Annotated in this window: 17 protein-coding genes; 9 read left to right on the top strand and 8 right to left on the bottom strand. The window is 73.1% G+C overall.

Annotated elements, in window-relative coordinates; all coding sequences use genetic code 11:
* Nucleotides 1–11 precede the first annotated feature (11 nt).
* Nucleotides 12–374 (bottom strand): Dabb family protein, encoded by a 363-nt coding sequence (locus KBX46_RS18075; protein ID WP_255509111.1) that lies wholly within the window; start codon nucleotides 372–374, stop codon nucleotides 12–14.
* Between KBX46_RS18075 and KBX46_RS18070 the strand changes: the two genes are divergently transcribed.
* Genes KBX46_RS18070 through KBX46_RS18030 form a run of 9 tightly spaced genes read left to right on the top strand, consistent with a single transcriptional unit; the run spans nucleotide 367 to nucleotide 9,052 of the window.
* A complete protein-coding gene (locus tag KBX46_RS18070; RefSeq protein WP_210793355.1) occupies nucleotides 367–2,007 on the top strand; it encodes a nitrilase-related carbon-nitrogen hydrolase in 1,641 nt (546 codons plus the stop codon). The genes KBX46_RS18075 and KBX46_RS18070 overlap by 8 nt on opposite strands.
* A gap of 2 nt (nucleotides 2,008–2,009) precedes the next feature.
* The gene (locus tag KBX46_RS18065) at nucleotides 2,010–2,816 is read left to right on the top strand and encodes an oxidoreductase (RefSeq protein ID WP_210793354.1); all 807 of its coding nucleotides are present in this window, start codon (nucleotides 2,010–2,012) and stop codon (nucleotides 2,814–2,816) included.
* Nucleotides 2,813–3,802, top strand: a complete 990-nt coding sequence (locus KBX46_RS18060) for a dienelactone hydrolase family protein (RefSeq protein WP_210793353.1) — start codon at nucleotides 2,813–2,815, stop codon at nucleotides 3,800–3,802. The genes KBX46_RS18065 and KBX46_RS18060 overlap by 4 nt, the downstream gene beginning before the upstream one ends.
* Before the next feature lie 6 nt (nucleotides 3,803–3,808).
* Nucleotides 3,809–5,074, top strand: a complete 1,266-nt coding sequence (locus KBX46_RS18055) for an aromatic ring-hydroxylating dioxygenase subunit alpha (RefSeq protein WP_088947004.1) — start codon at nucleotides 3,809–3,811, stop codon at nucleotides 5,072–5,074.
* Nucleotides 5,071–5,793: a hypothetical protein gene (locus KBX46_RS18050; RefSeq protein ID WP_088947003.1), complete on the top strand. Its 723-nt coding sequence runs from the start codon at nucleotides 5,071–5,073 to the stop codon at nucleotides 5,791–5,793. Before KBX46_RS18055 ends, KBX46_RS18050 begins: the two co-directional genes overlap by 4 nt.
* A complete protein-coding gene (locus KBX46_RS18045; RefSeq protein WP_210793352.1) occupies nucleotides 5,786–6,787 on the top strand; it encodes a hypothetical protein in 1,002 nt (333 codons plus the stop codon). The genes KBX46_RS18050 and KBX46_RS18045 overlap by 8 nt, the downstream gene beginning before the upstream one ends.
* Nucleotides 6,784–7,632, top strand: a complete 849-nt coding sequence (locus KBX46_RS18040) for an SDR family NAD(P)-dependent oxidoreductase (protein ID WP_210793351.1) — start codon at nucleotides 6,784–6,786, stop codon at nucleotides 7,630–7,632. The genes KBX46_RS18045 and KBX46_RS18040 overlap by 4 nt, the downstream gene beginning before the upstream one ends.
* Entirely contained in the window at nucleotides 7,629–8,312 is a 684-nt protein-coding gene (locus KBX46_RS18035; protein WP_210793350.1) for a hypothetical protein, read from the top strand. The genes KBX46_RS18040 and KBX46_RS18035 overlap by 4 nt, the downstream gene beginning before the upstream one ends.
* Nucleotides 8,309–9,052 carry an arylmalonate decarboxylase gene (locus KBX46_RS18030; RefSeq protein WP_141908497.1) on the top strand — a complete coding sequence of 248 codons (744 nt, stop codon included), beginning with the start codon at nucleotides 8,309–8,311 and terminating at the stop codon, nucleotides 9,050–9,052. The genes KBX46_RS18035 and KBX46_RS18030 overlap by 4 nt, the downstream gene beginning before the upstream one ends.
* 69 nt (nucleotides 9,053–9,121) lie before the next feature.
* On the opposite strand, the gene KBX46_RS18025 is transcribed toward KBX46_RS18030, so the two are convergent.
* From KBX46_RS18025 to KBX46_RS17995, 7 genes are read right to left on the bottom strand one after another with little or no spacing between them, the layout of a single operon-like run.
* On the bottom strand, nucleotides 9,122–10,498 hold the full coding sequence (locus tag KBX46_RS18025) for a hypothetical protein (RefSeq protein ID WP_210793349.1): 1,377 nt from the start codon (nucleotides 10,496–10,498) through the stop codon (nucleotides 9,122–9,124).
* The gene (locus tag KBX46_RS18020; protein ID WP_210793348.1) at nucleotides 10,495–11,268 is read right to left on the bottom strand and encodes a neocarzinostatin apoprotein domain-containing protein; all 774 of its coding nucleotides are present in this window, start codon (nucleotides 11,266–11,268) and stop codon (nucleotides 10,495–10,497) included. Before KBX46_RS18020 ends, KBX46_RS18025 begins: the two co-directional genes overlap by 4 nt.
* A complete protein-coding gene (locus KBX46_RS18015; protein ID WP_210793347.1) occupies nucleotides 11,265–14,075 on the bottom strand; it encodes an ATP-binding cassette domain-containing protein in 2,811 nt (936 codons plus the stop codon). The genes KBX46_RS18020 and KBX46_RS18015 overlap by 4 nt, the downstream gene beginning before the upstream one ends.
* Complete coding sequence (locus KBX46_RS18010; RefSeq protein ID WP_210793346.1) at nucleotides 14,072–16,153, bottom strand: ABC transporter ATP-binding protein; 2,082 nt, start codon at nucleotides 16,151–16,153, stop codon at nucleotides 14,072–14,074. The genes KBX46_RS18015 and KBX46_RS18010 overlap by 4 nt, the downstream gene beginning before the upstream one ends.
* Nucleotides 16,140–17,498 (bottom strand): hypothetical protein, encoded by a 1,359-nt coding sequence (locus KBX46_RS18005; protein WP_210793345.1) that lies wholly within the window; start codon nucleotides 17,496–17,498, stop codon nucleotides 16,140–16,142. The genes KBX46_RS18010 and KBX46_RS18005 overlap by 14 nt, the downstream gene beginning before the upstream one ends.
* A complete protein-coding gene (locus tag KBX46_RS18000; RefSeq protein ID WP_210793344.1) occupies nucleotides 17,495–18,688 on the bottom strand; it encodes a hypothetical protein in 1,194 nt (397 codons plus the stop codon). The genes KBX46_RS18005 and KBX46_RS18000 overlap by 4 nt, the downstream gene beginning before the upstream one ends.
* A complete protein-coding gene (locus KBX46_RS17995; RefSeq protein WP_172861980.1) occupies nucleotides 18,685–19,713 on the bottom strand; it encodes a WxL protein peptidoglycan domain-containing protein in 1,029 nt (342 codons plus the stop codon). Before KBX46_RS17995 ends, KBX46_RS18000 begins: the two co-directional genes overlap by 4 nt.
* Nucleotides 19,714–19,746: the final 33 nt, after the last annotated feature.

The raw sequence follows: 19,746 nt of genomic DNA, 5'->3' as shown, positions 1-19,746 counted from the left end.
GAGCGCTGCCGTCAGTAGTCGACGACGACGCGGGCCGCGAGGCGCGGCTTGAGCCAGCCCGCCACCTCCAGGTGGGCGGGGTGGGACTGGTAGGCGCGCAACGCGTCCACGTCGGTGTGTGTGCTGATCATGCACAGGTCGTAGGAGACCGGGGTCCGCAGCGTGTCCAGGGCGACGGTCAGCGTCGCGATCTCATCAATTGAGCTGGCCAGACCTTCCAGCAGCGACCTCGCCTTGGCAGCATCGGCCGCATCGTCGAACTTCATGAGTACCACGTGCGTAAACACCTGTTCTTCCCCCTGTTCCCCGGCGTCGCCCGAGTGTATGTTCTGGAAACAGCGTTTCGCCAGGGGAACCGGAGCGGGAATGACCATCAGGGTTGCCGCCGTACAGTTCGAGGCCGGCCAGGACATCGGGGCCAATCTGGCCACCTGCCTGCGCCTGGTCACCGACGCCGCCCGACAGGGCGCACAGCTCGTGGTGCTACCCGAGTTCTGCAACCATCTGGCCTGGTACACCGACCGCGCCCAGGCGCACGCCCTGGCCACCCGGCCGGGCGACGATTTCCTCACCGCGATCTCCGCGAGCGCCGCCGAGCACCGGGTGTATCTCAAGGTCAATGTCACGCACGCCTATCCCGACGGACGCACCGGCGGCACCAACTTCCTCTTCGGCCCGGACGGGGCGCTGCTCGGCAGCTGCGACAAGCAGGTCCTGATGGGTGCCGAGAACGACCACCTCGACCCGGCGACCGAGGTCGGACCGGTGCTCGACACCCCGATCGGCCGGCTCGGCATGTATGCCTGCATGGAGGGCGTCATTCCCGAGACCACCCGCGGGCTCACGCTGCGCGGCGCGCAGGTGCTGCTCAACAGCCTGAACTCGTTCGCCACCGATGAGGCCGCGCTGCACATTCCGGTGCGGGCCGCGGAGAACCGGGCCTGGGTGATCGCCGCCAACAAGGTCGGCCCGCTGCTGCCCGCCGAGCATCTGCCGGCCATGAGCCGCGGCCTGGGCGTGCCGGAGCAGTGGCTGCACGGGGCCGGCGAGTCGCAGATCGTCGCACCGGACGGCACGGTGCTGGCCAAGGGGCCGCGTACCGGTGAGGCCGTCGTCATCGCCGACATCGCTCCAGAGCACGCCGACGACAAGCACCGCCCGGACGGCAGCGACATCCTCGCGGCCCGCCGGCCGGAGCTCTACGGCCCGCTCGGGGACGCGCCGACCGGCCGCCGTCGGCCGCCCAGCGCGTCGAGCCTGCCGGTCGCCGTGGTCCGGCCGCGGGACCCGGGCGAGGCTGCCGACCTGCTCGCCAAGGCGGTCGCCGAGGGCGCGCTGCTCGCCGTGCTCGCCGAGAACGCCCTCGGCACGCACGTCGGGCCGGCCGAGGTGGCCGCGGCGCTGACACCGACACTGCGTGGCACCAACGGGTACGCGGTGGCCACCGCCCGCACCGCCGACGGCCCGGTCGGGCTGCTCATCGGCCCGGATGGCGTGCTCGGCGAGCAGCCACAACTGCATCGGGCCGGCGCGGCCCGCGACGCCGCGCGGCCCGGAGACGCGCTGCGCACCTTCGACCTGCCCTGGGGGCGGCTGGCGATCGTGGTCGGCGACGACGCGATCTTCCCGGAGACGTTCCGGCTCGCCGCGCTCGCCGACGCCGATGTGGTCGCCGTGCCGTTCACCCCGCGCGAGACCTGGGAGCTGGCGCTGGGCCTGCCGGAGCGGGCTGCGGAGAACCGGCTCAACGTGATCGCCGCCGGGCCGCTCGGCACCGGCGCCGCGGTCTTCGCCCTCAGCGCCGACTTCACCCTCTGGACCACCTGGGCCGGGCCGTTCACCGGCCGGATCAGCAGCCCGCTGCGCACCGACATCGCCGCCGACCGGCCCGTCACGCATGCCGTCGTGGCGCCGGCGCAGGCGGCGAACAGGCTCGTCTCCCGCCGCACCGACCTCGTCGACGGCCGCCCGTGGCGGCTCGTCCAGGCCCTTACCGAAAGGCGCTGACCGTGGCCGACACCTTGAAACACGTCGAGGAGATGCTCGACGACTCCCCCACTGTCGACGTCCACGAGACGTTCCACCGCTACCAGGCACTCCTGAATGAGCTGAAGGACAAGATCACCGCACGGTTCACGCTGACCCGCGACCCGTCCACCGAGGCGCTGGAAAACTACGGGGACTACCCGAACGGACCGGGCGGCTCGCTCGCCGCGTACACCGGACCCGAGGTCGACTGGCTCGTGCACTCCTGGCTGGGCAACCCGGGTGCCAGCTTCGCCAACCTGCACCTGACGTGCTGGCTGGGCCCGCAGGTCAGGGTGCCGCACCTGGGATTGGCCCTGCTGGTCTGGCCCGGCGGCTGGTTCTACGTCGACTCGGTGCCCCGGGTCAACATGGTCGAGGACGGCGACTACTACGACCGGTACTACGAGCCGGCCAACGAAGAGTGGCTGCAACTGCGCAACGACCCGGCGTTCGACTACTTCATCAGCCGGGCCGGGTTCATCCGGGCCAGCCTGTCACCGACGGCATACTGCTACTCCTTCGACCGCAGCCCGGAGAACATCGAGAAGGTCAGCCAGGTGACCCACGCCCACGTCGACCGCTGGCTGCGCTGGGTCGACGAGGCCGAACCGGTGCCGGCCGAGGAGCGGGCCGCGCTCGCCGAGACCGATCTGCGGATCCGCCGCAATATCGCCGACCGCGACCCGGCGAACGTGATGGGCGTGCGCTACTTCGGCGAGGAGACCACCAACCAACTCGTCCGCGCGCTCTGGGGCGGCGACCGCGAACTCCCCCGGCCGTCGGCATGAGCGGTGGCCAGGAAGGCGGTGTCCGGTCGGTCTGGTGGGCCGTACGCGTCCCCGGCGCGCCGGCACCGTTCGACACCGCGCACCTGCGGGTCTACTACCCGGCCCGGCCCACCGGCTCGGACGCCGAGCGGCTCAGCGGGGTCCTCGCGGCCGACCCGGCCGGTGCCCCGTACCCGGTGGCCCTGCTGGTCTCCGGCGTCAACGTCGGGCAGGACGCCTACCGCTGGCTGGCAATGGAACTGGCCGCCCGGGGCGTCGTCGCGGTGACCTACGACTGGGTCGGAGTGCTCTTCGCCGGCCTGCACGGGATCACTCCCGGCGTCGACCTGGACGCGGCCCGACCGGACGGCTACGGCAGCCGACCGACCAGCCCCTCGCTGCGCCCGGTGCTCGACGCGCTGGCGCAGCTCACCGGGCCGCTCGACGGGTTGCTCGACCTCGACCGGGTGGCGCTGGTGGGTCACTCGGCCGGCGGTACGGTCGCGCTGCAGTCGGCGCGGTTCCTGCCCGAGGTCCGTGCGGTTGCCAGCTACGGGGCGCACACCATGGTGGCGACCATGCTCGGTTGGCCGGCCGGCACCGTGCTGCCAGCCCAGGTGGACTGCCCGGTCATGCTGCTCGCCGGCACCCACGACGGCGTGATCAACGGCTCGGCCGACCGGTACGGCGAGGACACGTCCACCCGCGCCGACCCGATCACCCGCACCTTCGACGAGGCGCTGCCCGACGCGGGCGGCACCAACCTGCTGGTGCGGCTGGCCGGCGCCAACCACTTCAGCATCGTGCACCCGCTCGATCCCACCTCGGCGCGCGCCTTCCTCGACGAGGAGGCGACCGCCGAGCCGGAAGCCACCCGCGCGCTCCTGGTCGACCTGCTGTCCGGGTTCCTCGCCGTCCACCTTCGCGGCGAACCGGCCGACGGCTTCGACCGATTGCTGGCACAGCTCGGCACCACCTCTTCGATCGCCTCGTTCCGTCGGAGGTAAGCCACCATGCTCAAGAACTTCTGGTACGCGGTCGAGTTCTCCGACCGGGTCACCACCAAGCCGGCCCGGATCACCGTGCTCGGCCAGTACCTGGCCCTCTACCGCACCCCGCGCGGGCGCGTGGTGGCTCTCTCCGACCTGTGCGTGCACCGGGGCGCGGCGCTCTCCGGCGGCTCGACGGCCGGCGAGAACATCGTCTGCCCGTATCACGGCTGGGAGTTCGAGCCGGGTGGGGCGTGCACGAAGATCCCGGCGAACCAGCCCGGCCGGGGCATCCCGAACAAGGCCCGGGTCGACTCGTACCCCGTGCAGGAGCGCTACGGCTTCGTCTGGGTCTTCATGGGCGACCTGCCCGAGGCCGAGCGACCACCGATCCCGGTCTGGCCGGAGTTCGACAACCTGGTGGAGAACGGCGGCAAGTTCCGCGCGGTGACCGGCGAGTTCCTGTGGAAGGCCAACTACGAGCGGATCCTGGAGAACGGCTGCGACATCGCGCACGCGCCCTTCGTGCACGGCGGCGCATTCGGCAACCCGCAGAAGCCCGAGGTTCCCGAGTACGAGCTCGAAATCCCCGACGAGTGGTCGGCGTACGCCACGGTCAGCCTGCACCCGCCGCGCTCCAAGGGCCTCTGGTCGCTGGTCAACCGCAACAACGCCGACCTGGCCAACCGCCCGCCGGTGGTCACCTCGGCCGGTTGGATGCTGCCCAACATGATCAAGCTCCACGTCCGGCTGTCGATCGGTGAGCTGATCATCTACGACACCAACATTCCGGTGGACGAGACGACCACGCTGGTCAAGTGGGTCGCACTGCGCACCTTCTTCACCGGGGCGTGGGCCAACCGCAACGCCGTACAGCGCGTCCTCAAGATCTTCTACCAGGACGCCGAGGTGGTGAACAACGTCCGCCCCGAGCTGCTTCCGTTCGACCTCGGCGCGGAACTGCACGTCAAGAGCGACCTCATCGCGGTGCACTACCGGCGACGCCGCCAGGAGCTGGCCGAACGAGGCTGGATGCTCTCCGACGCCGACCGGATCACGGGCGACGTGCCGCGCCGGGAGGCGACAGTCATCCCCTCGCCGGCCCGCCGGGAGAACCCGGAGCTGGCCCGCGCCTGGGTGCACAAGGCCAAGGGCGACCACCCGACCGTGGCGGAGGCGCAGCGGATCGGGCTCAAGCGCATCACCGAGGAAGAGGGCGCCGACGCCGCCGCAGGAGCCGAGGCGCAGGCGAGCCCCACCAGCAGCGCGACGACGAAGGAGCAGGCATGAGTCTCCCGCTGGAACTCTGCGAGAACGCGGTGGCCCACCTGACCGCCCGGCACCCGCTCACCGCGGTCATCGACGAGCCGCTGAGCAGCCCGATGTCGCCCGACCCGGTGGGTGCGCTGCGGGTCTGGCAGGGCGCACCCGGTCAGCCGGTGGCCAAGGTGGTCTACGTCGGGCTGGTCGTTCCGATGATCCGCCTCGACAGCCACATGGTCTTCGCCTTCACCGCCGCCGACAGCGCGGTCCCGCACTTCACCCTGGACTCGGTGTACGGCGGCGACTACTACGCCTACCACCTCGACCTGATTCCCCGGGCCGAGCTGAGCAGCCACCTGCCCTACCTGGACGCGGCGTACCAGCCGCTCACCCCGGTCTTCACCGAGGCCAGCGCGATGGACGGGCTGAGCCGGGCCGACATCGGGCCGCGCCAGCACGCGCTGATGTCGCCGTGGATGCTGGTCAGCCGGGCCACCGAGGAGGCGTTCCGGAAGATCGGAGCCGCCGTCTCCGCGTATGCCGAGCACTGGTCCGCGCTGGTCACCGACGGCCTACCGGCCGACGTCGTGGCCGGCCTGGCCGACACCGACCTGGCCGCCCGGGACACCGCCGTGCGGGTCAACCTGTTCAGTCCCGACGTCGACCCGGTCTGGGCCCGGGTCACCCGGCTGATCGGCGAGCCGGCGACCGACCGGATCCGGGCGGAGCTGATCGGCAATGGGTGAACCGACCGCACCGGCCCCCGCACCGGCGGCCGCTGAACCGAGCGAGTGGCAGCAGCGGATCGCCGGCGAGTGGCACGGCCGGCCGTCGCTGTTCACCGCCACCGGCGTCTGGCAGGGCTTCGAGAAGATCCGCCGCTCGTCGGTCTTCGCCGACGGCGTCACCACGTACTTCATGGACGGCGGGCTGGTCGGCGGGGGCGAGCTGGCCGGGCGCTACCGGCTGGGCGCGCCGTTCGCCTTCGGCGTCATCGACTCCGACGCCGACCGGGTCTACACCGGCCCCGACTTCTTCGGCACCGGCCAGCCGTACGGCTCCTTTGTAGACTCGCACTACTACGGCCCCGGCTGGCAGGTCGACCTGAACACCTGGAATCAGGTGCTGCCCGACGGCGAGACCCAGGTCTACTCGTCGATGCTCTACCAGGGCTGGACGGTGGTGGGCTGCTTCAACGGCGTCTACACCCGAAGCTTCGACCACGACACCAACCCGGACACCCGCGAACGGGTGGCGGGGTTCCTGTCCGCCGAGGAGCGGCGCGGTCCGGTGCCGTACATCCTGCCGACCAAGCAGGCCGGCGCGTTCACCGGCAGCTGCGAGCTGTGGGGCGCCGACCAGCAACTGCGCGGCGAGGTCGCGGTGCGCCTCGACCTGGAGCCGATCGATCTGCTGCGCACCCGGCGGGTGGTCAGCTGGGCCGGTGCTGGCCTGGACCGGCGGTACGTGGTCGAGCAGCGCCGCGACGGTGACCGGCTGTTCTTCGAGGGCCCCGACGCCTGGGGCAACGCGCAGGGCTTCGGCCGGGCCAGCTACCCGTCCTGGCACTTTCACGCTGACGGCGGCGACGTGTGGAAGGTCAAGGGCCGCGAGTTCGCCATCGACGCCGAACCGGGCATGTCCGCCGGCGGGCGCCTCGCCGTGGTGTACGAGCTGTTCCGGGGCAACGTGCTGGACAGCGTCCTGCACGGCCTGCTCGACTGGGAGCCAGCCGAATGACCGCAGTGGTGGTGACCGGCGGCACCCGCGGGATCGGTGCCGGCCTGGTACGCGCGCTGCTGGCCCGCGGCGCCCGGGTCGCGTTCTGCGGACGCAGCGCGGAGTCGGTGGCAACGGCGCTCGCCACACTGCGTTCCGAAGCCTCCGTGCCGGCCGGAGCCGAGGTGCTCGGGGTACGAGCGGACGTCACCGACCGCGCCGACGTGTCCGTGCTCTGGTCGACGGCCGCCGAGGCGTTCGGCGGGGTCGACATCTGGATCAACAACGCGGGCACGAACCATGCCCGCCGCCCACTGTGGGAGCTGCCGCCGGCAGAGCTGGACGGAGTGCTCGCGGCGAACCTCGGCGGGGTGGCCCGGGCCAGCGCGGTGGTGCTCGCCGCGATGATCGAGCAGGGCCGCGGCGCGCTGTGGAACATGGAGGGCTTCGGCTCCAACGGCCAGGCCCGGCCGGGGCTGACCGGCTACGGGGCATCGAAGCGCGCGGTCACCTACCTGACCGACGGGCTGGCCAAGGAGCTCGCCGCAGCCGGGGTCGCCGACCGGGTCACCGTGCACCACCTCTCCCCCGGCATCGTCGTGACCGACCTGCTCACCCACGACTACCCGCCGGACGAGCTGGCGAAGGCCAAGAAGGTCTTCAACATCCTCGGTGATCGGGTCGAGACGGTCACCCCGTGGCTGGCCGACCGGGTCCTCGCCGGGGGCCGCAACGGCAGCCGGGCCGCCTGGCTGACCAGCCGCAAGGCCGCCGCTCGGTTCGCCGTCGCCGCCTTCCGCAAGCGCGACCTCTTCGGCGAGCCCGTCGGCGGGCCCGCGGTGACCCGGCGCGAGCACCTGTCGTGAACGGCAGCGACTACACAGTCGTCCTCGCGCTGGAGGACTTCGTGCCGACCGGCCTGGCGCTGGTCGGGTTCTGGATCCTGGCCAGCGTGGCCGCCCGGGTCGTGCCGCGGGTGGGCCCGGTCGCCCGCGTCAGCGCCGTCCTGATCGGCCTCGGCGGCCTGGCCAAGTCGACCTGGAAGCTGCTGCTGGCCGGATTCTCGATCGACCTGCCCTGGCTGGAGGCGGCGCTGTTCCCGCTGATGGCGGTCGGCGCGGTCGGGCTGATCTGGGGCCTGGCGAGCGCGCTGCGCGGGCGTAGCGTGCCGTGGTGGCCGTTCGCCGCCGTGCTGGCCGTGACCGCCGGCGTGGCTGCCGCGTACGCCATCTTCGCCCCCATCTTCGCCCTCGCCACCACGGGCGTGACCACCGTCAGCGTCCTGGCCGCGATCATCGCCGGCCGGCGGCGTGCCTGGGGCGCGGTGGCGCTCTACGTCGCCGGGCTGGCCTGCGTGCTGCTGCTGGTGCCGCTGCGCAACCACCCGGATCACGAAACCCTGGCCATGCAGTGGGTGGAGCAGGGCACCAACACCCTCGGACAGGCGGCGCTGCTGGCCGCGGCGTGGCTGACCGTGCGCGCTCACAGCCGGGCCTCGACCACGTCCCACCCGACCCCCGCCCAGGAAGGAGCCGTCCGCTCATGACCGACGCGCTCGGCTGGCGCCGCAAGTTCGGCGTCATCGCCCCGTCGACCAACACCATCGTGGAGCCGGACTTCTACCGGATGACAGTGCCCGGGGTGACCGCGCACTTCTCCCGGATCCACATCCGCGACCAGGACCTCTCCAGCGACGGCAACTTCGAGAACCTCCTGACCCAGATCCGCGACGAGATCGGCGGGGCCTGCGAGCGGGTGCTGACCTGCGAGCCCGACTACATGGTGATGGGCATGTCCGCCGAGACGTTCTGGGGCGGCGTCGAGGGCAACCGGCAGTTCGTCGCCCAGATCAAGGCGATCACCGGGCTGGAGGTGGCAACCGGCGCGGAGGCGTGTGAGCGGGCACTGCGCCTCTACGGCGCACGCCGCATCGGCGTGGTCACACCGTACCAACCGATCGGCGACACGAACGTCGTGCAGTTCTTCTCCGAGATCGGCTTCGAGGTGGCCGCGATCGAGGGGCTCAAGTGCCCGACCGCGGTCTCCATCGCCCACGTTCCGGAGGACGAGTTGCGCCGGGCGCTGCTGGCCGTGGACGGCCCGGATGTGGACGCCCTGGTCCAGTGCGGCACCAACCTGTCGATGGTCGGGCTGGCCGACGAGGCCGAGCGCTGGCTCGGCAAGCCGGTGATCGCCATCAACGCGGCGACCTGGTGGATGGCGCTGCGCGAGAACGGGATCACCGACAAGGTGTACGGCGCCGGTTCCCTGCTGCGCGAGTACTGACACGGCGCTGTCGGCGAACGCAAGCGGCGCGGGCCGGGGCAGCATCCCCGGCCCGCGCCGTTCGCCGGTTCAGCTGCGCAGCAGACGGCGACGCCTCGGCAGCACCACGACCAGACCGACACCGAGCAGGAGCGCCGCGCTCGACCAGAGCAGTATCAGAGTCGTCACGCCCCCCTCGCCCGTGGTCGGCAGCGACCCACCACCGTCGCCGTTGCCACCGCCACCGCCTTCGCCCTCGTCGTCGGTCGCGGCCCGCGACTTCACCGTGAACTTGGCGACGATCGACGTCTCCTTCGGGCCGGTGACCGGGTCGGCGCCGGCGTTGCACTCGGTGTCGACCTGCGGGTGATCGAAGACGACGTTGGTGACCGTCAGACTGACCAGGCCCGCCTGCGAGGTGGTGTAGGTCCCGGTCAGCGTCGCGCCGGGCAGGATCGCGTTGGCGTCGATCGCGCCGTACGCCGGGCCCGTCAGGTTGACCGTGCCGCTGCCCACCCCGCCGACCTTGACGGTCGCCTTGGGCACCAGGTCACCGGCGCCGACCGGCACCGGTCCGCTCTTCGGGCCGGCTGAGAACTTCAGGCTCACCGTCACCTTGGCACCCCGACCGGGGTTGCTGGGCGACATGCTCAACGTGTGCGTGGCGGTCCACGTCGAGAGGCTGCTCAGCGTCTTGCAGTTCAGCTTGACGCTTTTCGGGCCGAAGGGTTGGGCCGGCGTGTCGACCTCGTCGGTTGCCGTCGGCGGCGGGTCGTCCGTCGCGGACGGCGGGAGCGACGGCGACGGTTTCGCGGAGGGCGGCGGCGTTGCGGAGGCCGACGGGCGCGGCGGTGGGGTCGCGGTGCCGGTACCGCCGACGGTGAAGCTCTCCACGATGGACGTCGGCACCGGTGCGGCCTTGTGGTCGCGGTCGCCGGCCGCCGAGCAGTGCGTCGTGGCCGAGGCGTTGGCGAAGGTGACCCGCCCGACGGTGAGCGTCGCCGCCCCGGCGGCGGCGGCGAAGTAGGTGCCGGTCGCCGTGATCGGGCCGAGCGGTTCCGTCGGGGCGACGGCCCGCGCGGGGTAAGAGGACATCCGCAGCGTCGCGCTGCCGGAGAGCGAGCCGCCCAGGGCCAACGTGACGTTCACCGGAACGTCACCGGCGTTCAACCCCACCGGCCCGTTGTCGGGGCCGGTGGGCGCGGTGAGTGTGACGGTCACCGTGTCGCCGACCTTCGGCTCGGCCGGCGACTGGGTCAGGGTGAAGGTGTCCTGCCAGATCGTCGGCGAGCTGCCGGTACCGGCGTCGTTGAAGTAGAGCCGGCAGCCCAGCGTCGCGGCGGTGGGACCGATCGCCGCGGCCGGTGGCGCCGCCCGGGCGGGGACCGCCGCCGGGATCGTCAGCAGCAGCGGCGCCAGGACGAGCGCGGGCGCTGCCAGCCGGACGGGGAAACGACGTCGGGTCATGAGGACCTCCGGTTCCGGTAGGGCATCAGCACGAGCAGGCCGATGCAGAGCAACAGCAGGCCGGAGCCGACCAGCACGGTGACGGCGTACCGGTCCGGGCCGGCGTTCACCCGGTTGGCGTTGACCAGCGTCGGGGCCGATGTGCCGGCGGCGCCCGCCGGCCCGGTCGGGGGTGAGGTGGTGGCGGCCGGCGTGGCCGAGGGTGCCGCCGGCGCGGCTGGGGTTGCGGACGGGGTTGCCGGTGCGGGCTTCTGCGCCGGCTTCTTGCCGAACGTCAACGTCACCGAGACCTTGTTGGCCTCGACCTGGTCGGCGTTGCCGCTCGTGGGCAGGATCTGCGCCGCGACCACGCACTCGCGCTTGGTGCAGTCGAACGCGCCGAATTTCTGGGCCAGCTTCAGGGTGACCGTGGGCAGCTTCCCGCTGCCGTCGGCGTTGACGAACGCGGCGCCGCCGGACAGATTGCAGTCGGTCGGGCCCTTGAAGCCGGCGACGCACTGACCGACGGCGATCTGCTTCAGGTTCGGGGCGAAACCCGAACCGTTGACGATGACCTGCTGCTTGTCCGTCAGCCCGGTGGTCACGCTGACGGTGAGGGCCGGCGCGGCGAACGCGGCCGGGGGTGCTGCCACGACGGCGAGGCCACTGCTGGTGGCGAGCAGGGCGGCGAGCGCGAGCGCCCGGCGGCGGAAGGTTCGCACGGCGATCTCCTGACAGGTTCGGCGCAGGCCGGCACGGGCAAGTGGCGGGGCGACGCGGAGCGGGCTCACGACGGCACCGTCGTACGTTGAGCGGGCACGCCGGAGCGGTTGACGGCGGCGTGGTCGGTGCCGAGGTAGGAGCGGACCACGTCGGGGTGAGCGCGGACCTCCTGCGGGGTGCCGTCGGCGATGACCCGGCCGCCGTCCATCGCGACCAGGCGGTCGGCGAGCCGGGCGAGCAGCGGCAGGTCGTGCTCGATGATGACCATGGTGACCCCGAGTTCGTCGTGGATCCGGCGCAGCACCTCGCCCAGCGCGACGCCGTCGGTCTGGGACACTCCTGATGAGGGCTCGTCGAGCAGCAGCAGCGCTGGCTCCAGCGCCAGCAGGCAGGTGATCTCGACGATCCGGCGGGTGCCGGTGGACAGTTCCCCGACCAACCGATCGGCGAGCGGGGCCAGGCCCATCAGCGTGACGAGTTCCTCGGCCCGGCGGCGTTTGGCCTGGTCCGGCCCGGTGGCACCAAGAGCCGCGGCGACGAGGCTGGTCGGTGCGGTGCGTTCACCGGCCACCATGACGGTCTCCAGCACGGTCATGGTGGCGAAGAGCCGGGCGTCCTGGAACGAGCGCACCAGCCCGAGACCGGCCCGCCGCTGCGGCGACAGCCCGGTGACCGGGCGGCCGGCGAACAGGACCGCGCCCCGGTCGGGGCGGGTGAAGCCGGCGATGATTTCGAACAGGGTGGTCTTGCCGGCGCCGTTCGGGCCGATGATGCCGACCACCTCGCCGGCGGCGACGTCCAGGCTGGCCCCGGCGACGGCCCGCACGCCGCCGAAGGAGCGGGCCACCTCCCGCACCGAGAGCAGCGGCTCGCCGGTCGCCGCCGGTCGCAGCGGGACGGTGCGCGGCGGCAGCGTGATCGGGCCACCGGAGCCGGCGGCCTGCGCCGGCCCGCCCATCTCCTCGGTGGCGGACGGCGTCGGTGCGTCGCGGCCCCGGGCGATCAGCGCGGCGATCCGGTCACGCAGCCACAGCACCGGCCCGCCGAGTCCGGCCGGCAGCGCGATCACCACGACCAGCCAGACCAGGGTCAGCGCGGCCTGGCCGATGATGTCCAGTTCCAGGAATCCGGGTACGCCGACGATCAGGAACGCCCCGAGCAGCGGGCCGCCCAGCAGCGTGATCCCGCCGACCACCACTGTGGCGACGACGTCGATGCTGGCCGACGCCGGGAACGTGTTCACGGTGAGCTGGCTCTGCCCGTGGCCGATCACCGCCCCGCCGAGACCGGCGAGCGCGCCCGCGACCGCGTACGCCTGCAGGACCCGCACCGGCACCGCGACGGTGAACGCGCGGGCGGCGTCGGCGTTGTCACGTAGCGCCACCAGGATCCGCCCGAAGGCACCGGCGCGCAGGTTGGCGGTGACCCACAGGCCCAGCAGCAGCACCACCAGCGCGAACAGGTAGTAGTCGGTGGCCAGGTCGAAGGTGTGGCCGAGGATGCGCGGCTTGGGCACCTGCGCGCCATCGCCGAGCAGCCAACCCTGCCGCAGCAGGAACGTGCTGGTGGCCAGCGCGAAGGCGAGCGTGGTGACGGCGAGGGCGAGCCCGCGCAGGCGCAGCGCCGGCACGCCGACCGCGACTGCGGCCAGCGCCGCCGCCGCGCAGCCGGCGAGGATCCCCAGGAACAGGTTGCCGGTCCGCACGGAGACCTGCACCGACACCGCGGCGCCGATGCCGGCGAACGCGAACTGGCCCAGGGACAGCTCGCCGGCCACACCGGTGACCAGCCCGATCGACAGGCCGACCAGGGTGAAGCCGATGATGGCGATGAGCACCGAGGCGGTCTCATTGCTGATCACGAAGGCCAGCACGGCGGCGACGGCGAAGCCCACCCCGGCGACGACCCGGCCCAGGTTGCGCAGCAGCCAGATCCGCTGGTAGGCGGCGGGCAGCGGCGGCGCACCGATCCGGCCCCAGCCGCCGTCCTCGCCGTCGCGGCGCGCGCGGACCGGCTGGGCCAGCAGCGCGACCAGGATGACCGCGACCAGGGCCAGCTCGACGAGGCCGCCGCTGGACTGACCGGACAGCAGGATCTGCTCGCCCACCCCGATGCCCAGCGAGGCGCCGAACGCGATCGGGACGGAGGAGAACCGGGCGATCACCGCGCCGGCGAGGCCCCGCACCAGCAGGGCCGGGCCGAGCGACTCAATCGACTGGGTGCCCTGGGTCGGCGCCATGAGGATCGCCGAGAAGGCGGCCACGGCACCGGCGATCGACCAGGCGAGGGTCGCCATCCGGGCCGCGGTGACGCCGTTGAGGGTGGCCGCGTCGGGGGCGTCGGCGGCGGCCCGAATCGCCAGCCCGAACCGGCTGCGCTTGAGAAACATGGCGAGCCCGACCAGCAGCACCGGAGTGAGCAGCAGCATCGCGGTGAACGCCGGGCCGACCGGGGTGTTGCCGATGGTGAACGACGGCATGCCGGGCGGCGCCGGGAACGCCGGGCCGCTGGCCCCCGAGCTGTTCACCAGCAGGGCGAGCACGAGCACGAACTGGGACAGCCCGAGGGTGGCGATCATGCCGATCACCCGGGGCCGGTGCCGCAGCCGGCGGACCACACTCAGCTCGATCGCGCCGGAGACCGCGGCGGCGGCGAGCATCCCGACCGGCAGGGCGAGCCAGTACGGCAGCACCCCGTCACCGACCAGCCGGCCGAGCACGGCGGCGCCGAACACCCCGACCGCGCCGTGTGCGAAGTTGACGAACCGGCTGGACCGGTAGACCAGCACCAGCCCGACCGCCAGCAGCCCGTACGTGAGGCCGGTGAACAGGCCCAGCACGATGCGGTCCGGGCCGACGTCGAAACCGCCGATCATCGGATCACCGCCCCGTCCACCGGGGTGGCTTCCGACGTGGGCGCGTCCTGCGCCTGGGGCGCGGGCTCGGTGTCCTGCGCCTGGGGCGCGGGCTCGGTGTCCTCGGCCGGCGCGTGGCCGCCGAGCATCAGGGCCCGGACCAGGTCCGGCTGACCGGCCAGCTCGCCCGCGGTGTGCTCGGCGACCATCGCACCCTTCTCCATGAAGTAGATCCGGTCGGCCAGCGACAGCGCCACATTGACGGACTGCTCCACCACCAGCACCGAGGTGCCCAGCGCGTTGAGTCGGCGCAGCATCTCCAGCAGGCCGCCGACGACGACCGGGGCCAGGCCGAGCGACAACTCGTCGACCAGCAGCATCCGGGGGCGCTGGATCAGCGTCTTGGCGAGCACGAGCAGTTGCCGCTCACCGCCCGACAGGGTGGCGGCGACCTGGTCGCGCCGCTCGTAGAGGCGGGGAAAGACGGCGAACGACGCGTCGACCCCCCGGTGCACCGCGTCGCTGCGCCGGCCCAGCGCGTAGCCGTGCATGCGCAGGTTCTCGGTGACGGTGAGCGAGCCGAACACCGCCTGACCGACCACGGTGGACATGCCGAGCTCGATCCGGCGGGGCGCGGTCAGCGCGGTCACGTCGACCCCGCCGAGCCGGACCACCCCGGCTGCGGGGCGGTGCAGGCCGGAGAGCACCCGCAGGAACGTGGTCTTGCCGACCCCGTTCGGGCCGCAGATCGCCACCATCTCGCCGTCGCCGACGCGTACTGCCGCGTCGTAGAGCACCTGGACCGGACCGTACGCCGCGTCGATGCCGGAGCAGGAGAGAGCGGCCGGACGTGCGCCGCTGTGCCGTAGCCGGGCGACCTCCGCCTCGTCGGCGAGCACCCGGGCCAACCGTTCGGCGTCGGCGGCGGCGGTGCGCCGGAGCCGTCGGGCGTAGCCGGCGCCGACCAGCACCGCCGCCGCGGCCACCGCCAACGCCGGACCGGCGCCGTACCGGGTGTTGAGCAGGGCGAGCAGGCCGGCGCCGCCCAGGCCACCGGCCAGGGACAGCACCGATGTCGCCGCCACGAACGCGGGGCCGGCGTCGGGGTGGAGCACCTCGGCGGCGATGCGTTCGCCCGAGACGGCGAGCGCGACCAGCGCACCGACGGCGACGGCCAGGCCGGATGCGAACAGCACGACGCCGACCGTGGCCCCGACGGACAGGGCACCGGCGGCGACGAGCAACCCGGCCGGGGCTGCGGCGACGGCGAGGCGCAGCGCCCGCTCCCCGCGCAGGAGCACCGCAAGCGCGGCCCCGGCGAGCAGCGCGTCGCCGATGACTCCGACGGCGCCGCGCGGACCGAGGCCGAACCCGGTGCGCAGCACGTCGACGGCGAAGATCAGCGCGCCGGGCACGATCATGCCGAGGCCGGCCTGGGCCAGCACGGCGGTACGCGCGGTGGTTGGGCGGGTGGCGTTGTCGAACAGGGTGCGTAGGGCCGGTGGCCAGCCGGCATCGCCCGGCAGTTGCTCGGCGGTCGCCCCGGCCAGCACGCCGAGCGCCGCGAGGACGCCCGCCGCCGCCCAGTGGTACCCGGATCCGCCGCCGGTGCCGCTGGCGAGCAGCGCGGCCAGGCCGAGCCCGTTCAGCAGCCCCACGTGCCAGTACCGCAGGGCGGCCGTCGCGACGGCGATCGCGCGGCCGGACACCACCAGGACCGCCCAGGGCAGTCCGAGCGCGGTGAGCGCGAGCAGCCCCGGCACCGGGGCGGCGACGTTGACCACCAGCAGCAGCGCGGCGCCCAGCCCGGCGCCGGCGAGCAGCGCGGCGCGTACCGAATGGCGGTGCGGTACCCGCTGCACGACCGCGACGGTCGCGGCCGCGCCGACCACCGCGGCGGCGATCACCGCGGTCAGCACGCTGGTCAGGTCGACATCGAGACCCCGGGCGAGTCCCGCGGCGCCGAGCAGCGGCACCCCGGTCAGCAAGCCGCTGGCCGTACCCGCTCCCCAGCCCGCGCTGCGGGAACGCCAGGCCCTCGCACCGTCGCGGGCGGTGCCCGGCGGGACGCTCCGGCGGGTGTTGTCATCGGGTCGCAAAGGACACGTCCTCCCCGCGGTAGGTGAAGCAGGCGCAGCTGCTGTCGTAGCCGAACGCCCGGTAGCCGTTCGAGGCGGCGAACCGGTCCGGGCCGAGCCGCCCGGAGAATCCGGTGGCCGGCTGGAACTGCGTGTCGAGCCTGCCCACGGCCGCGAGCCACCGGTGCGCGTTGAGGTCCGCGCCGAGGTCCTTCGCGCCGGTCTGCAGCAGCAGGACCGCGTCGCAGTACGGGAAGGCCACGCGGGCGTTCTCGCGGGTGCCGAACGACTCCCCCGCTGCGGCGAAGATGCCCAGGCACGCTCGTTCGGGGTCGGTGGCGGGGAAGGCGTACTCCCGGTCGGCGACGTCCTGGCTGGGGTTGAAGCCGATGCCCACCGCCCCGGTCAGTGCCTCGCGCGGAATGATGTCCGGGTTGCCGATCAGGAAGCTGGGATTGTCGTAGCTGGAGATGCCGTACCGGGCGGTGAAGCCCTGGGCGGACGCGGAGGTGAGGAAGAAGGAGGCCAGCCGGGTCCCGCCGAGGAAGAAGACCCGCTCGACGCGCTTGGCCCGCAGGTCGACGGCGGCCTGGTTGAGCCCCGTGTTGAGGGTGCCCAGGTCCGTGGAGTCGATCCAGGCCACGGTCGGGGTGATTTCCCGCTGCTTCAGGTACGGCACCACGTGCTGCTCGTACATCGCGCGGTTGGCCGGTGCGTCGACCGCGACGATGCCCGCCTGCCGAGCACCGTCGAAGAAGCCCTGCGCGGCCAGCGCCGGCAGGTACGCGCGCACGAAGTCGTCGTACGCGGGATAGGCCGGGGCGAACAGGTATGGCGCGAGGCGCTCGTTCGTCGCCTGGTCGATGGTGATCAGGGTGGCGTCGAGCACCAGGGTGTGCCGCTGTGCGTAGCAGGGGCGGGCGTTGGCCTGCAACTGGCCGGTGAGCACGACCGCGAACGCGCGGTCGTCCTGGGTGATCTGGTTGCAGAGCTTCTCCTCGGCGGCCGGTGAGTCGTCGCTCGCCTCGTAGTTGCGGAAGACCGCTCGCATCCGCCGGCCGGCGATGCCGCCGTTGGCGTTAACGTGGCTTTCCAGCGCCCGCATCTGGCGTACCGGGTCGCCGGCCGAGGCGGTGTTGAACCCGGTCAGGTTCGCCGTCCTGGTCAGGTCGGTGCCGACGAACACGACGGTTACCGCGTCGGCGGTGACGCCGGGTCCGACGCCGGTGCCGTCGGCGCCGCCCACTCCGGGCAGCACCGCGCCGCAGCCGACGAAGGCGAGCAGCGCGGCGACGGTGGCGACGGCCGCCCGTACCGTCAGGGCCCGGTCCCAGCCGGTGGTGTGGGTGCCAGGGTCGCGACTCATCGAGGGCTCCCGAGGTAGGTGTCGAGCGCGGCCAGATCGATCACGGCGGCGGCGCTCTGGTTGCCGGCGCGTGCTCCGGCCGGCGTGGCCGTGCCTGGGCGGGCGGCGAGCACCGCGTCGAGGGCGGTGAGGTCGATGACCGCGGTGCCGGCGGCCTCGGTGCCGGATCCGTTCGGCAGCCCGGTGTCGCCGAGCAGGTCCCGCAGCGCGGCGACGCTCAGGTGGGCGTTGGCCCGTCGACGTAGCCGGCCGGCGCCGGGAGCGTCGTCGAAGACGAGGTACGCCCCGAGTGAGCCGACCCGCACGACGGACGGCAGCAGCGTGCCGGTCGGTGCGGCGGCCATCGCGGGCAGCGGCGGGCGGTCGCGGCGGTTGGCGATGCGGCGGGCGATGCCCACGATGATCAGCGTCCCGCCGAGCAGGTGCACCAGGAACAGGCCCCATGGGTACGTCCGGAGCGTCGTCTCGGCCGGGCCGAACCCGCCCAGGTCGGCCTGCACGGTGTACCGGCCGAACGCGGCGAACGGGGTGGTGACGGGTATCCGGTAGGTGCGTGTCTCGCCCGGCCGGATGCTGCCGGTGCCGGGCGTGCTGACCCGGTCGCCGCCGCCGTCCCGGCCGATCCGGACGTTGAGGGGCGGGTTGGGCAGCGGGTGCGGCCCGGGGTTGTGCACTGTGTAGACGAGGGTCCGGGTCGCGGCGGCGCCGAAGAGGCTCCGCCAGCCCGGTCGGCCGGCGATCCTCGCCTCGACCAGGTCGAGGCGGACCGGGGCGGCCGAGACGGTGGGGGTCTCCCCCATGGTGTGCCCGGTGAGTTCCAGCGGCGCGTCGACCTGGCCGCGCGCGGTGCCGCCGACGAGCGTGGCGTGCACGACGCACGGGCAGGGCACCGGCGGGGTGCCGAGCACGAGTTGCACCGCGAAGGTGCCGTCCGGGCGCACCGGAACGGCCAGGGCGGCACGTGTGTCGCAGGAGGCCGAACCGCCGATGGCGAGCTGCCCGCAGGTGACGAGCTGGACCAGTGCGCCGCCGGGCCAGCCGGTGCCGTTCACCCCGAGCCGGTCGCCCGGTGCCGCCGCCGGGGCGGCGAGGGTCAGTCCCTCGGCTGCCCACGCCGGCCCGGTGGGCAGTGCCAGCCCGATGACCAGCCCGCACACGACGGCGGTCAGGGTGCGTCCGATCCTCGTCATCCGACCTCCGCGTGCGCGCGGACGCGTGAGACGCCCCGGGGGCGGGCCACCTGGGCGCGGCGGCGCCTGCGCCAGGCCACGACTGCGGCGGCGATCAGCGCGGCGAGTGCGGCGACGCCGGTCCAGGAGACGACGACGGTACGGGTGGTCCGCACCGTGAGCACGCCGCCGTCGGCCTTCGCCGTCACGGTGGCGGTGACGACGTCGACCGGCCACAGGCCGGTGAACCGGGTACGCATCCGCGACTCGGCGCCCGGGACCAGGTCGAGCTGTGGGGTGGCGCCACGCTGGTGGATCCGGTGGCCGAACATGCCGGAGGCGGTGACCGTGATGGTGGGGGCGAGGCGCAGGTTGCCGGTGTTGGCCAGGGTGTATTCCAGGGCACCGTCGACCGGCGTGGGCAGCCAGGGCGTCGGGTGCGTCAGGTCCAGGTCGGCGAGGTTGAGCCCGGGCATCTCCGGCCCGGCCACCCGCAGGTAGATGCGGGCGCCGACGGCCCGCTGCACCGCGACGGCGACGCCGTTCTGCTCGCTCCGCCCGCCCGGAACGGACTCCATCGCGACGATGCCGCCGATGTGGTCGCCGGGGCTGGCGTTCGTCGGGATGGTGATGGTGAACGGGATGTCGGCCTGCGCCTTGGGCGGGAGCACCACTGTGCCGGCGCCGACCACCGTCCACACCCCGATGTCCGACTGCTTCTCGGTGAGCTGGCGCAGCGCGAATCCGCCGTCGCGGGCGGTGTTGTAGGCGTCAGCGCCGTACACGGTGAAGGTGCGCTCGGTGTCGGTGCGGTTGATCACCCGCACGGAGTCGGTGAGGGTCCGGCCGGCGGGTGACTCAAGGAAGAAGTAGAGCCGGGGGGTGGGCCCGGCGTTGGCCGGCGGGGTGGGCACGACGGCCCACTCGCCGTTGTCCGCAGCGGCGGCCGGCCTGATCGGGACGACGGTCAGCGTGACAGCGGCGACTGCGGCGGCGAGGGCTGCCGCACCGGTGCGGAGGCGGCGTGGCCAGAGGGGGTGACGCACGCGGTTCCACCCTTCGACTGGTCGGTGTGGGGG

It is taken from the genome of Micromonospora sp. C81 (assembly GCF_018070425.1).
Classification (GTDB): Bacteria; Actinomycetota; Actinomycetes; order Mycobacteriales; family Micromonosporaceae; genus Micromonospora; species Micromonospora zamorensis.
Note: the sequence above shows the minus strand (reverse complement) of the source record. Positions and strands in the feature narration are given on the sequence as shown.

Excerpts from the sequence above, each read along its gene's own strand:
- KBX46_RS18070 (WP_210793355.1), top strand. The coding sequence starts at position 367 with ATGACCATCAGGGTTGCCGCCGTACAGTTCGAGGCCGGCCAGGACATC.
- KBX46_RS18075 (WP_255509111.1), bottom strand. The coding sequence starts at position 374 with ATGGTCATTCCCGCTCCGGTTCCCCTGGCGAAACGCTGTTTCCAGAAC.
- KBX46_RS18060 (WP_210793353.1), top strand. The coding sequence starts at position 2,813 with ATGAGCGGTGGCCAGGAAGGCGGTGTCCGGTCGGTCTGGTGGGCCGTA.
- KBX46_RS18055 (WP_088947004.1), top strand. The coding sequence starts at position 3,809 with ATGCTCAAGAACTTCTGGTACGCGGTCGAGTTCTCCGACCGGGTCACC.
- KBX46_RS18050 (WP_088947003.1), top strand. The coding sequence starts at position 5,071 with ATGAGTCTCCCGCTGGAACTCTGCGAGAACGCGGTGGCCCACCTGACC.
- KBX46_RS18045 (WP_210793352.1), top strand. The coding sequence starts at position 5,786 with ATGGGTGAACCGACCGCACCGGCCCCCGCACCGGCGGCCGCTGAACCG.
- KBX46_RS18040 (WP_210793351.1), top strand. The coding sequence starts at position 6,784 with ATGACCGCAGTGGTGGTGACCGGCGGCACCCGCGGGATCGGTGCCGGC.
- KBX46_RS18030 (WP_141908497.1), top strand. The coding sequence starts at position 8,309 with ATGACCGACGCGCTCGGCTGGCGCCGCAAGTTCGGCGTCATCGCCCCG.
- KBX46_RS18025 (WP_210793349.1), bottom strand. The coding sequence starts at position 10,498 with ATGACCCGACGTCGTTTCCCCGTCCGGCTGGCAGCGCCCGCGCTCGTC.
- KBX46_RS18015 (WP_210793347.1), bottom strand. The coding sequence starts at position 14,075 with ATGATCGGCGGTTTCGACGTCGGCCCGGACCGCATCGTGCTGGGCCTG.
- KBX46_RS18005 (WP_210793345.1), bottom strand. The coding sequence starts at position 17,498 with ATGAGTCGCGACCCTGGCACCCACACCACCGGCTGGGACCGGGCCCTG.
- KBX46_RS18000 (WP_210793344.1), bottom strand. The coding sequence starts at position 18,688 with ATGACGAGGATCGGACGCACCCTGACCGCCGTCGTGTGCGGGCTGGTC.